A 13,339-nucleotide genomic window follows, 5' to 3' on the forward strand; every position below is an offset into this window, starting at 1 on the left:
AAGGCTCTACAGGCAGCTGGAGAAGCTCAAAATAGACTGCTTCTGCACCGATGACTGGCCGGCTTTTACGAAAGTACTGCCCCGGGAAAGGCACCTGATTGGCAAAGCGTTTACCAAACACATAGAGGGAGTGAACCTGTGCCTGAGGACCAGAAACCGAAGAATCGTGAGAAAAACGGCCTGCTTCTCCAAAAAAGAGCAGAACCACTACAGCGCCATGAAGCTAATTTTCTATTATAGAAACCATCATACATTGTAGACCACAACCTCTTTACTCTATATTAAATGTCGATGCACTCAGATTCTCTTTGCACTATTCCATCCTAGTACCTTCTTCTATACCTTACTTGGTACATTCAGGTATACCTTCCTTGGTACCTTCATCTATACCATCTTCAGTACCTTCTTCTATACCATCCTATACCATCCTATACCATCCTTGACTATCCTTGATCATCCTTGACACATTCAGGTATACCTTCCTTGGTACCTTCATCTATACCTACCATACTTTTTATCTCTTAGTAAAGACAAAAGCTGTATCTATGACAGCTTTTGTAACATGGCTTTGCCTGCGTTGGTTATTAGATATTTCTGGTTCTTACTACTTGGTTTATCAGGAATAGTTAAGCGTAGAAGTTCTAGTTGAAGTAGAGGTAGTATGTACTTTCTATAACTAGCTGCCCCAGTGTTGACACCTAAACTTCTTAATATTTCAAGTCTACTATGAGGAACTCTACACAAAGCGAGAACATCCTTCGCAAAATCGATGAAGCTGCCCTCTAGATCTGGCTCATCATTTAATGGTAAAAAGCTTTCATGAATAGGAAGTGTTACAAGAAAATAGTTTCTAGCTTCGTCTGTCTCAAATATAGGTGCAGGAGAGTCATTCAGTAGCATAGTCCTTCTTATTTTAGGTATACCTGTACCTCTTCCTTCAGTAAGCCTCAATTCTTTTAGAAAGTCTCCGATCCTCCTGTTTCTGTAGCTCCTCGCAACAATTCTATCCTTTTTGAGGTCATCCTTATCTACTGGTGGTACTGGGCCAGGAAAGGAAAGAATTTCGATTCGGTCTAACCTAATATTTACCTCAACAGGATTGTCAAGTTCGTAGCTACGGTGGAAGACAGCGTTTGCTAAAGCCTCTTCAATAGCGGCGTAGGGATAGTTGTAGAAGCGCCGAGCCTCAGCCTGATTTGGTATCTTCTTTACCCTTTCAGCAATAATTGTATTTTGTATAAACTGTAGAGCACTTCGAAGTTGTAGGTGGACTGGCCCCTCAAAGATTCGTTCCTCTAGTTCATCGCCGATAGGGTCTAAGTACCTTACTATTTCAATCTTAGCCCCCCTAAAAATATTGGTAGGATGATCATTAAATAAAAGAAGACCAACATTTACAGGTCTCAAATATTCAGAGGAGCCTTTAACAATTTGCAACTGTTGACATAATTCGGGAAAAGGGATGCTGCTCGCCCTCTGATAAAGTTCACTGCCAACTTCTTTTAGGAAAGATAGAATCAGAGGCAATTTCAAATCTTCTATTGAGGCTGAGTGATTTATTCTATCATCGAAAGGAATACGGTTAGCTAATTCATACAGCTGTCGCTCTTCATCAGGAGTAGCCATGACAGAGTTAGAGCTTTTTCTAATGTAATAGTTGTAAGTAGGGTTAGGGACAAGGTTTTTAGGACACTTATAAGGCCTGTTGTCTCCACCAGTTGCCCATAAAACCAAAATATGCTTTCCCTGGTAGAACTCTACAGAAGAAACAGGAAAATAGGAGGGGATAATTTTTCTGCTTAATTCGAGTAACTTTTTCTGGCAGGTATCTACTTGCTCGGGTACTAGACCCTTTGGAGGTAAAACAGGAAGGCCATTCTTCTCCGCAATCCCTACGATTATATATCCCCCTCCTAGATTGTGAAAATCATTGGCAAATGCACAAAGAGAGTGCATGATATCTTCTGGATTCCAAGATTCTTTGTATTCAATGCGCTCACTCTCAACAGTAGTTGCATTCACTAGGTCGTTGATATTAATAGGCAGGCCTGGCATAAATATCTATTGTAGCAGTTAAAGAAGTAAATATACCGATTGTTTGAAATAGATAAAGAGTTTGCGTGGTATGCTATGAAACCTTTGCCTGAAGATACACACCAGCTCCTGCTCGTTCAAGCCTAGGTGCCGGTTGAAGTAGTTTTCAGTCATGTGGCCTGCATCACTATGGACCTCGTAACGCCCTGGTTCAGATAGTCCAGCATGTACGTCCGGAACTCAGCATAAAAGCACTTATCCATACCATCGAATGTAATGGGCTGGCCACGGTGCGCTTCGAATGCCTTGAAGCGCTTCAGGGTGGAGTTAAGCCCTTTGATGGTGTTGGGAAACATCTTGCGTCCAGAAGCCTCCACAACGCACTCCTTTTCTTCATCTATCCATTGCGCCATAAGCTCCAGGAAAGTCTGCTCTGAACGAGGTGCCGGCTCAGGCTCGGATGCGCCTCGTATGCACTTTTCGTATGCCTCCTGAATGATGGGGATGGTGAATATATCTTGTGTGATGGTGCAGCCTGACGCGCTGATTTGCAACAGTACTTGCTCAAAGGTGCTTTTAAAGATCACATTATCCAAGGCAACCCTGTTCTTTTCGGACACTTGGTAGATGAACTCCAGCACCCGGCCCATGTTATCGAGCTTCTGGTTGATAACGCCAGCGAAAGGCTGCCGCGTCTTGATCCGCTGCTTGTCCTCGTCCCAGCCGTCCGGGTAAGCGGTTTTCTCTCCAGTGGAAATAGGGAGGCGCTTATTGTGGTAATGCACCAAGATCCTGATCGGGGCAGCGCCGTTCTTAACTCTGTCAATTCTGATGTAACGGTTAATTTCCATAGCTTGAGGCGAGTTTTAGAAGTTTCTGATTCGCTGGCTCCGGGTGTATAATCTCAATGATGCGAAGCAGCAATCTGCGGTTTTCGACTACGATTCCATGGATGGCATCAAGCCTGTGGTGGCAGGCGCAGCATTTGATATTGACAATCTGGGTATTCGTCTCCACTCCAGTTGCGTGGAGGTGGATTTTAAGGTTTTTAGACATGTTGTAAGGGTAAGGATGAATAGATTTTCACCCTTACGACCTTACAAAATATTATTAACACAGAAATTAGGTTGTGTCAATAATATTGTATTTTTTATTCAAATGGATGTATTACCAATTCAGGAATTCATTATTCCCAAACTTCTCTTGTTGTTTCTCGAGCTGGTTAAGAAATGTCATACTTTCTTCAAATTTCAAGTAAATTCCTGAATCAAGTAATTCATTGGTAATTTCAAAATTTTCTTTGGCGTTCAGTACATTGCTTTTTTCAACGTTCACAAAGTGTATAACATCTTCTGCTACAGAATGGAGAGGTTCAACTGTAGGAACAGATTCTGGGTCATATGTTTTATATTGAATTAGCTCAGGCCTTCTGCTTCCTAATAGGTCAAGTATAGTTTCTTTACTAGAGTCTGTAGAATGATAACGTAATGTAAAGATTACACGGGGCGGTTTAAGTGTATAATATAAGTTGCCTCGCATGTGCAAGAGCTTCATCTCGGTCATTTTATCTATAATAGTGTGGAAGCTGTTTTCTAATTCTAGGTTCCAACTATCCTTACTTTTATGAGGGGTTGATGGGATAGAGATAACAGCCTTAGATAAAAAGGATCTTTCGGCTCTTTTAACGATAGCGTCTTTAGATACACGATCTTTAAAACTCAGATCTAGTTTAGTATAAGTGTCTTTAAAGTCATTAAGAAGCCAGTAAACCAAGTATCTGTCGAATGCATTTGGGTCTAATTCATAGAAGATATCCAGCATGTTGAAAAATCTAGAATTAGAGGGGTCATCGTAAATTTTTCTCAAAATAGCTTCTTGATGCCCCTGTGCATCTATCCAAATAAACTTAGCCGCAAAATAATCTTGTAGTGACTTATGGCTCCACCTTATGTTGTTGCCATCTTTTTTAAATAAGGGTACTGTATTTAGTAAATCAGATAAGAAGTCACTTGACTTGAAATGCAAATCATGCAAATGGTTTTTGGCTCTATCGATAATATTAGTTAGCGAATCTTTATCATAATCAACGTTATTATCAATAGCGGTTAAATAACCCATGTACCTTAATACTCGCTCGAAATCATCAATATGGAGATTGCTGTACTTGTCCCTCTTTAAATATCCTTCTTTTGAAAGGTCATGATTTTCAAATAATGCATTATAGACTTGATTGTAGAACTGACTTTTTTTTACAGGAATATCCTTTTTGTATTCGTACGATTTGTAAAGTAGAGATACTAAAAAGGGATTTTCTAAAAATTCAGTAAGACTGTCATCATGGTTTTCATTTAGTTGCTTTATGAGATCGTCAGCGATCGACCTATAGCTATAAATGTCATATTTTCTGATTAAAGCATATGCTTCTTCCCTTGTTAAAGGATTAACATTTGCTTTTTGGAAATCACCAAATGAAGAAAGAGATTCTTCAGGACGGGATGTTATCAAAAAGTAATTGTTATTAGCTTTTTCAATAAATGTATGAAGTTCATTTATCACAATTTCTCTGTTAGCTAATGCAATTTCATCAAAACCATCAAAAAGAAAAACAAATCCTCCTTCGTCTATGATTTTTAAAATGAGGTCGATGTCAAATTTTTTACCTAACGAAGAAAGTTGTGATTGAATTTCATTAAGTATGTTGTTAGAAGCTTTAAGATGCCTTAAATCAATTAGTATCGGAATGCCAGCACTCTCTTCTATAATCGAGATAAATAATTTTCTTGTAATGGTAGACTTCCCCATTCCAGCCGTATCTTCAATTATTATACGACAGTATTTAGGTAATAATTCTTTAGGATAGCAATTAATTACAACATTCTCCCTTTCCTCTGCATGTATACCTGGCTGTAATGATATGGTTAAAGGTTGATACAGCCTGCTAAACAATGTTTGTTTGTTTGGAAAAACTAAGGTATCAATCACTAAGAATTTTTCATATCTCTGCTTTAGATACTTTTCAAAGCTTTTCTCAATATCCTTTTGTGAATATTTTTTAGGGAAAGCATACTTACTAAGGACAGCCTCTATTTTGGGGCTGACCAAATTCACAACAATTGGTAATACTAAATTTGAAAGTAATTGATCAGACATTTTAGTTTTCTCCACTTGAAGGTTGAAATAAATTATTTATCATCTAGACTTGGATTTCTGTTTAGCTAAGCGAGTTGCTTACCTTCCTTTATGGCCTTAATGATTCTGTTGGTGCGTTTTTCTGCCCTTTGGTTGTTTAGAGACACTATGGCCCAGATCGCTGCGGGAAACCAACCAAGTATCGTGCACTGAAGTATTAGGCAGATGATGCCAGAGAAGATTTTGCCATTCACCATGAGTGACAGGAATGGGAAGATGATTGCTAATAGGTAGCCCATGTTTTAGTTTGTTATCTTAAGCTTAGTTTATGTTTACTGCCTAGCTACAACAATGGCTAGGCCTTACTGGTCGATTAGAATTACAATCCTTTATCATCTACAGCATCCCAAAAATCGAACTCGTGAACTAAAGCAACTCTGCTGCCTTCCTTTCTCATCATAATGGCTTTCTCAACTTTTCGTCCGTAGCAGGCAAAAGCCCAGCATGGATTCCCGCTCTCTCCAATTATGAGATAATCTGTTTTCTTAGATACATCTTTGGAAACAATGGCTCCCAAACGAGCCACTGCGGCTTCTGCCTCTTTTCTGGTGCTTCTGCTAAAGGCACCCGTCAGGCAGAAAGATTTTCCCTCAAAGTTGATATTTGGATTTGATGTGCAGATACCGCTAACCTGGATAGATGAAATTTCTTGGCCGATCCGCTGGGTCAGCTCCTGGTCGGTTAGCTTTACAAACTCATTGAAATAGGCAAGAAGTCTCACTCTTTCTTCTTCGTCAATTTTACCATCGGCCAGAACGGAGGTTATGAGGCTGTAAATCTCATCATAAGGATAGTAGGAATTCAGGTACTCGTGCTGCTCCAGCCAAGCATCCAGAGCTTTTACCTCCTGGTCGTGTACATAGCCATCAGATAGTATGCCATGGCAAATTCCTTGGAGTGTCTGCAGATCTGAGGTAGCGAGGTCATAGTATATACTGTCTTTTTGGTACTGCTGACAAAGCCAAAGAAGGTCTTCTATCCAATCAACCTCGGACAGGTCTTCATCCATTGCCTGGTTAATGACCTGCATCAATTCTTTGAAGGGATTCCTATTTATTAAGTCATGGTGTTTGGTGCACCAGCCTTGGAGTTCTTTCACTTCAGATGGACGTATATGGCCATCCATGTTGATACCAATAAGAATACCCTTTAGTGAGTTGATAGCTTTATCGGCTTCGCTTTTGGTGGTGAACTTTCTAAAAGATAAGTTTTCGTAGCTGTTTTCCATTTATCTATGGTTAAGGTTGTTTAAATCAGTCGCCCTTTTTCTTTCCCTGCAGCATCTCAATAATTAGCTCCTTGTCGGCCAGCGACTTTTTCGCCATATCATACTTCTCCTGGAGATCTTTCAACTTCTCCTCGCATTCCTCTTTACTCATCCCACCCACATTGATGCTCTGGTGGTTCTTGCCCACCCGCTGCGCTTGCTGGATATTTCCGCCTGATGCACTTTGTGTAAGATCTGCGTCTTCATCCATAAAGTAGCTATAATGCAAATTCAGTATCTCCGCAATCTTTACTAGATACCTGCTCTCGATTGAATCTCGCTTATAAATTCTATAAAGATTAGCTGTGCTCATCTCAGAATGAGCCGCAATTTGGTTTGGCGTGTAGCTAGAATTCTCAACTGCCTGCTTTATTTTATGACCTATCATACAAGATCATTGTGCTTGATTATCAGTTCATTAAGTATTTATAATGCATATATACGAAACTTCAATGCGAGTTAATTTGAACATTTGTCACGCAAACCATATAATTTTACCGTAAGGCATCGACAAAGTATAAAAAATTTAGATGAACTGAAAAAAGATTTGCGTCGAGGGGAGCTAAAGCTTGTTATTGAAATCAGCGATGTGAAGCTTAATACCGTCGAGGCAATCTTTCATGGAAAGCGCAACCCCAATTCTAAAAACGGCAAGAAGGCTAGGGCCGCTGCCGAGAGATTAATAGAGAGCAGAAAGCTACTACTGGCCGGAAAAAACACCAGTGAGTATGGGGATGCACCTTCTAGAGAAGTAGCCTAATTAAAAGCATACTAGAATTTATATATTCTATATATGATTCGAAGCTGAAGCAGAATAAGGTGTTGGGAATTGCCCCTGCTAGGAATAACATGGCAAACGATTAAGTTTAATTCAACGAGGAAGCGGGTACTTAGTGCTCGCTCTTTTAATTTGCTCCCAAAATATAGAACGCTCCAAGTAATAAAAAGGCCTCTCAGATTTCTCTGAGAGGCCTTTTCGGTGGTCGCGAAGGGAGTCGAACCCCTAACCTTCTGATTCGTAGTCTTAACCATTATTGTTATTGTTGTTTGTAGTTGGTTGTAAATCTTTATTTTAAGCCTTTAAACAAGGTTTTTACTTGTTGCTACTTGTGCTTTATTCTTGTTATTTTGGCAAAATGTATGCAAATTGTATGCAAATAAATAATCCACTTATGAAGAACAAGGTGTCCACATCTGTTATTTTAGATTCAAGAAGACAGCTCAAGGATGGGACATACCCAGTTAAATTGAGAGTGACATTTCAACGTAAACAGAAGTATTATCCAGTCATCAACGACAAGGGAGAACCATTTGCGTTCACGGAGTCCGATTATGATAAAGTGCGAGACCCCAAAGCAAGGGGTAGTTATAAGGAAGACGCTCTGAGTTTAAATTCGATTGAGAAGAGGGCAACAGATGCAATTGAGAAATTGCCTGTGTTCAGTTTTGAAACATTTGAAAAACGATTCTTAAGCGGGAACTCCAAGCATGATGTATTCGGTGCATTTCGTCGACAAATAGACTTACTCAAGGATGAAGGGAGAGCAGGCACAGCAAGTAGTTATGAGTGTGCATATCGTTCATTATCAGATTTTGCTTCGAGTAAAACCCTGCTATTCTCTGATGTGTCAGTAGATTTTCTAAAGAAATACGAAAAATGGATGGTAGAATCTGGTAAATCATTGACTACTGTTGGGATGTATTTAAGAGCTCTACGTGCAATATACAATGATGCTATAGCCTCAGGAGATGCTTATTCGGAACTGTATCCATTTGGGAAGAGAGAGTATCAGATTCCAGCAGGACAGAACATAAAGAAAGCACTAGTGATTGATGATATTGAAAAAATATTCAGTTATGAACCTGCTCACGATGGTGAAGCAAAAGCACGTGATTTATTTATTTTCTCATACTTATGTAATGGCATCAACATAAAAGATATTGCCCGTCTGAAGTACTCTAACATAAATGGAGGGCAGATTACCTTTATTAGAGCAAAAACAGAACGTACCAGCCGCCAGAATCTAAAACCAGTTGTTGTTGTGCTCACCGATGAAGCCCAAAAGATAATTGATAGATGGGGAATAAAACCCAAGAGTAGCGATGGTTATGTCTTTCCAATACTTACTAAAGGACTAACCCCTGAAGAGGAATTGGCAAAGGTTAGATATGCGACGAAGGCTATTAACAAATATATAAAGAGAATAGCTTTGGCAGTGGGGATTGATAGCAATGTCTCAACCTACACTGCTCGTCATTCATATTCAACAATACTTAAGCGTTCAGGAGTTTCGATAGAATATATATCAGAGTCTCTAGGGCATAATAATCTAAAAACAACTGAGAGCTACCTAGACAGCTTTGAGGATGATGTTAAACGTCAGTACGCGGCCCACCTCACTGCATTTACGAAGAAGAAGTGAGGTTTATTATTCCACACTAACAGGAAAATCCACTAGTTGTGGCAGAGTTTTATTTAAAGCTCTACTCAGTGCGTTCAAGGTGCTCAGAGTAGGGTTTATTTCACCTCTTTCAATCCTGCCTACTTGATTAATTGGAATGTCCGCGTCATTGGCTAATTGCTCCTGAGTAAAACCAGCAGAAGTTCTTAGCTCTCTCAAGTGGTATCCAAACTTTTGTATCAGCTTTTTATCTCGAACATTAATCATCTGCTCAAGAAGAGGCAAATGTGATAATATTATAAACACATATATGTGTTATTATGCTATTTGATTAACTTGTGTTGTCAATTAAGTAATTATATATATAATAGTATATATTAAAACATTAATAATGTATCTTTATTAAAAACAAACATAAAAACACTTAATAACCATGACATCAATTAATTGCCCTAGCTGCGGTAGTAGCATTGATAGTAATGTATCATTCTGTCCTGATTGCGGTACTAAGATTAATCAGAGTGTATCCATCAATCAGGGTTTACCTAGTGCTGCTGCTAAAATGAACGAGAACAATAAGTGGTATGATAATAAACTGTTAACCCACATACTGTTAATGTTTATGTTCCCTGTTGGGCTGTTCGCACTTTGGAAAACCAAAACAATAGCCAAGTGGTGGAAAATAACAGCTACATGTATAGTTACATTGATGGTAGTGATTGGCTTCTCAAGTTCTGAAGATGAAAACACTGATGTAAATAATGTTGCCAGTACAGAGGAGGCGAAAGACGTAAATCAAGACCCGTTGAATATTACATCAGACTCAGTTAATATGTTGGTCGGAGCAAAAGTGCCCTATGATAAATGGGTGTATTGGGGAAACCCTACTACTATGGAAGAGACAAATAATAATGTATGGGTTGCGTATTTGCCTCAAGCAAACATATCATTCGTATCAAATAAATCAGATGATATGATAGTATATGCTGCTTTCGGAAAGGAAAGTGCATCAAGCTATTTGAAGAAGGCCAATGAGGAGAGAAACACGAATATCGAATCTCAATTCAGTGCTTGGAATGGTTCACATAGGAACCTTGAAAGAGCCATCAAAGGAGCAATGAATGACCCAGACAGTTATGAGCACGTAGAAACTAAATACTGGGACATGGATAACCATATAGTAGTATTGACAAAGTATAGAGGGAAAAATGCCTTTGGGGGTAAAGTTTTAGGTTCAGTTAAAGCAAGAGTGAGTTTGGATGGGGATATACTTGAGGTCATCGAACAAAATTGATATGCAGTAGACTTTGTAAAACCATCTTACATTCATAAAGAGCCATAATAGATGAAAATCGTTATGGCTCTTTCTTTATTGAGCTATATCATTGAGTAATAATGGAATTAAATGGCTGTCACTGACCACTAATATAAAAACGGTACATCCTTTATTGTTAACTAATGAGGGGGTAGTGTTCTATATTATATATGCTGCTGTATAGCCTAAAACAAGCCTCAAATAGCTACTTTAATATTACTGGTGCTTAACAATTCCTAACATAATAGTGTAAAACTGTGAAACCACATATATATATGTTCAACTACTCAGTTTTTAGGATTTCAGTTAGTCTTAGGTTGCACCTGTTGTTTCTATATATGTTGGTGCTCCTGTTATAGGCTATTGTTGCTACTGCCTTGATGCGTAAAACTGCATACCAAGCTGTATATTCTTTCAGACTTGAAAGTGGTATGTTGTTGAGGACTACATGAGGAGCACGAAGGAAGATTATTGATGATTAATCACTTCAATTTAACTCCTACTTCATTTATTTGATTTGAAGCTTGTATATATCGATAGCGGTATCTATATTTGCTTCAGTTATAGCACTAGTTAAAAATGAAGTATGTATGAAGAGCGTAATCTACACCCGTGTATCTAAGGAAGAGCAAACAACCCAACGTCAAGTTAACGACCTCAAAAAAGCAGAGGGCTTCGATATTGTTAAGGTGTTTTCCGAAAATATCAGTGGTTTCACCAAGTCAGTAGGAGAGAGAAAAGGATTGCAAGAGATGCTGAAGTATGTACGGAGCAACAAAATACAGTGTATTCTGATTTCAGAAATATCACGACTTGGAAGAAATACACAGGAGACCCTCACACTTATAAGAGAGTTGGAAGAAGAGGGAATCTGCCTGCATATACAGAATCTGGGAATTACTTTGGGTGCTGATACAGAGAAAGACAGAATTTTTAACAAGCTTATAATAACGATACTATCAGATATATCAAGATTGGAGAGTGAGAACTTATCTTATCGAATCAAGTCGGGCTTGAGAAGTCGTAAGGTAAGAGGTCTACATGTTGGGCGTAAGGTAAACAGCTCTGAAACAAGAGATAAATTTCTTGCGAAACATAAACAGGTTATAAAGTATCTTAATCTTGGGAGGAGTTATAAGGAGATTCAGGCCATCACTGGGACAGCTCCTGCTACCATCAGCAAAATTAAGAAGGTATTATCAGAAGAGTAGCATTCCCGAGCTATCTGGTATAAGCTACTGACTATATTATAGTTCCTCCCAGTGTGAACATAGGTATAGAGGCAGGTATACCTAGAGACACAAGTGCACAGGTAGTAGTAGATACAACTACAGGTATACTTAGAGATACAGGTCCTAGGGTTGGTACAGATGCAGCTACAGGTATACCTAAAGATGCATGTACCGGAACATGTAGCGGAATAAGTATCGGAACATGTATCGGAATAAGTATCGGAACATGTATCGGAATAAGTATCGGAACATGTATCGGAATGTGCATAGTGTAGGTAAAGGTATAGTTATAGGTATAGTGTTGATGTGAGTGAATTTATGAGTATTGATGTAGTTATAGTACAGTAATAGGTACCGGAACATGTATCGGAATAAGTACCGGAACATGTATCGGAATAAGTACCGGAACATGTATCGGAATAAGTACCGGAACATGTAGCGGAATAAGTACCGGAACATGTAGCGGAATAAGTACCGGAACATGTAGCGGAATAAGTACCGGAATAGATAGAATATTCTGTTATGTTTACACTATCACAAATTGTAAAATATGGATCTTTATAAAGACCCCTCAGCAATGTCTCCATTGATGCCTGAAGACAAGGCTCGTGAATTAAATGAATTAGCTAACGAAGTAATAAAAGAATCTGCAAGACTATCAAGTTCAATGCATTCACTAACTAGGAGAGCTATTGCAGAGTTCCTACGACCAATGAACAGTTATTATTCAAACTTAATTGAGGGGCATGATACGCATCCAATTGATATTGATAAGGCTATGAAAGAAGATTATTCTTCTGATAAAAAAAAGCGGTCTTTACAATTAGAAGCTAGAGCGCATATTGAGACTCACAAGAAATTGAGGGAAAAGTTATCAGAAGAAAATCTGCATCCATTTGATGTTGATTTCATTAAATGGTTACATAAGGAGTTTTATACTCATTTACCTGATGATTTAAAGGTATCTATCAGCAAAGAAGGAAAGGAGCTAATTGTAACACCTGGGGAATTTCGTATTTGTGAAGTAGAAGTAGGGAATCATATAGCTCCTGCATCGGATAGTCTGGATTCTTTTATACATCGATTTGAAGATGTCTACAAAGGAGTATTCAAATACGACAACCCATGGACTCGGATTATAGCTATAGCAGCATCTCACCATAGAATGGCTTGGATTCACCCATTCTTAGATGGTAATGGTCGTGTAATACGTCTGCTTACTGATGCTCTGTTTATTCATCAAGATTTAGATGCATCTGGGCTATGGTCTATGTCAAGAGGCTTGGCTCGAAATCGTGAGAAGTACAGAGTAATGTTAGCCAATGCAGATAGACTAAGAAGTAATAATTACGATGGGAAAGGAAATCTTTCAAATAAATGTTTGGAGGAGTTTTGCCTATTTTTCCTACGAATAGCTGTCGACCAATTACGGTATATGTCACAGGTGTTGGATATAGATAATATGTTAAATCGTATCCATAAGTTCGTTGATTTTATGGTTACAAAAGATAAGTTAAGGGATGAAGCGAGGTATGTTTTAGAAGCAGTTTTTCTGAAAGGTGAAATTCCTAAAAAGGATGTAGAGCGTTTAACAGGTAAATCTGATAAAACTGCAAAAGCTATAGCTGAATCATTAATGCAGCTTGAACTTCTAACTACGGATACTTCTAATCGGTTCTCGCCTTATAAGGTCTCGTATCCTATAAAATTTTCTTCTATCCTATTTGCAGGGTTATATCCTCAGGATAAGGAGATAGGTATGATGGAAGTTATTTCTTAATTAACTCAAGTTGCGAGCTACTGCATCACTTGATTTAAGGTATAGGCGAAGATAAAGAGGATTAGCTTGAGAATGAACCCTTCGGCAGTGACGGCGTGGATTTTCTTAGGGAAAAAGCCG

At 38.7% G+C, this 13,339-nt stretch carries 13 protein-coding genes and 1 pseudogene; 6 read left to right on the forward strand and 8 right to left on the reverse strand.

All coding sequences use genetic code 11. From position 1 onward, the window contains the following. On the forward strand, window positions 1-259 hold a 259-nt coding region (locus H9Q13_RS17805), incomplete at its 5' end, for an IS1 family transposase (RefSeq protein WP_262892287.1). Between the two features lie 284 nt (window positions 260-543). Here the strand turns inward: H9Q13_RS17805 and H9Q13_RS17810 are convergent. From H9Q13_RS17810 to H9Q13_RS17835, 6 genes are all read right to left on the reverse strand, one after another. Further along, a complete protein-coding gene (locus tag H9Q13_RS17810) occupies window positions 544-2,055 on the reverse strand; it encodes an ATP-binding protein (protein ID WP_191185166.1) in 1,512 nt (503 codons plus the stop codon). Between the two features lie 149 nt (window positions 2,056-2,204). Then, a complete protein-coding gene (locus H9Q13_RS17815; protein WP_191185167.1) occupies window positions 2,205-2,885 on the reverse strand; it encodes a phage integrase SAM-like domain-containing protein in 681 nt (226 codons plus the stop codon). A gap of 316 nt (window positions 2,886-3,201) precedes the next feature. Further along, window positions 3,202-5,199: an NACHT domain-containing protein gene (locus H9Q13_RS17820; RefSeq protein WP_191185168.1), complete on the reverse strand. Its 1,998-nt coding sequence runs from the start codon at window positions 5,197-5,199 to the stop codon at window positions 3,202-3,204. Between the two features lie 50 nt (window positions 5,200-5,249). Beyond that, window positions 5,250-5,462: a YqaE/Pmp3 family membrane protein gene (locus H9Q13_RS18280; RefSeq protein ID WP_191185169.1), complete on the reverse strand. Its 213-nt coding sequence runs from the start codon at window positions 5,460-5,462 to the stop codon at window positions 5,250-5,252. An 80-nt stretch (window positions 5,463-5,542) separates the two neighbouring features. Next, window positions 5,543-6,451, reverse strand: coding sequence for a BRCT domain-containing protein (locus H9Q13_RS17830; RefSeq protein ID WP_191185170.1), 909 nt, complete (start codon window positions 6,449-6,451; stop codon window positions 5,543-5,545). Window positions 6,452-6,476: 25 nt separating this feature from the next. Continuing rightward, window positions 6,477-6,701 carry a hypothetical protein gene (locus H9Q13_RS17835; RefSeq protein ID WP_191185171.1) on the reverse strand — a complete coding sequence of 75 codons (225 nt, stop codon included), beginning with the start codon at window positions 6,699-6,701 and terminating at the stop codon, window positions 6,477-6,479. 261 nt (window positions 6,702-6,962) lie between these two features. Here H9Q13_RS17835 and H9Q13_RS17840 point away from each other — a divergent pair, with 261 nt between their 5' ends. Both H9Q13_RS17840 and H9Q13_RS17845 read left to right on the forward strand, forming a co-directional pair. After that, window positions 6,963-7,250 carry a hypothetical protein gene (locus tag H9Q13_RS17840; RefSeq protein ID WP_191185172.1) on the forward strand — a complete coding sequence of 96 codons (288 nt, stop codon included), beginning with the start codon at window positions 6,963-6,965 and terminating at the stop codon, window positions 7,248-7,250. 412 nt (window positions 7,251-7,662) lie between these two features. Beyond that, window positions 7,663-8,913: a tyrosine-type recombinase/integrase gene (locus H9Q13_RS17845; protein ID WP_191185173.1), complete on the forward strand. Its 1,251-nt coding sequence runs from the start codon at window positions 7,663-7,665 to the stop codon at window positions 8,911-8,913. Window positions 8,914-8,919: 6 nt separating this feature from the next. Here the strand turns inward: H9Q13_RS17845 and H9Q13_RS17850 are convergent, their stop codons facing one another. Beyond that, entirely contained in the window at window positions 8,920-9,198 is a 279-nt protein-coding gene (locus H9Q13_RS17850; protein ID WP_317173915.1) for a helix-turn-helix domain-containing protein, read from the reverse strand. 127 nt (window positions 9,199-9,325) lie between these two features. Here H9Q13_RS17850 and H9Q13_RS17855 point away from each other — a divergent pair, with 127 nt between their 5' ends. The 3 genes from H9Q13_RS17855 to H9Q13_RS17865 all read left to right on the forward strand — a co-directional run bounded on the left by H9Q13_RS17855 (window position 9,326) and on the right by H9Q13_RS17865 (window position 13,219). Continuing rightward, window positions 9,326-10,186: a zinc ribbon domain-containing protein gene (locus H9Q13_RS17855; protein ID WP_191185174.1), complete on the forward strand. Its 861-nt coding sequence runs from the start codon at window positions 9,326-9,328 to the stop codon at window positions 10,184-10,186. Window positions 10,187-10,797: 611 nt separating this feature from the next. Continuing rightward, window positions 10,798-11,418, forward strand: coding sequence for a recombinase family protein (locus tag H9Q13_RS17860; protein WP_191185175.1), 621 nt, complete (start codon window positions 10,798-10,800; stop codon window positions 11,416-11,418). A gap of 571 nt (window positions 11,419-11,989) precedes the next feature. Continuing rightward, window positions 11,990-13,219, forward strand: coding sequence for a Fic family protein (locus H9Q13_RS17865; RefSeq protein WP_191185176.1), 1,230 nt, complete (start codon window positions 11,990-11,992; stop codon window positions 13,217-13,219). Window positions 13,220-13,236: 17 nt separating this feature from the next. On the opposite strand, the pseudogene H9Q13_RS18330 reads toward H9Q13_RS17865, so the two are convergent. After that, window positions 13,237-13,339: pseudogene (locus H9Q13_RS18330) on the reverse strand (IS982 family transposase); the annotation flags it as partial.

It is taken from the genome of Pontibacter aquaedesilientis, from assembly GCF_014773225.1.
GTDB classification, from domain to species: Bacteria; Bacteroidota; Bacteroidia; order Cytophagales; family Hymenobacteraceae; genus Pontibacter; species Pontibacter aquaedesilientis.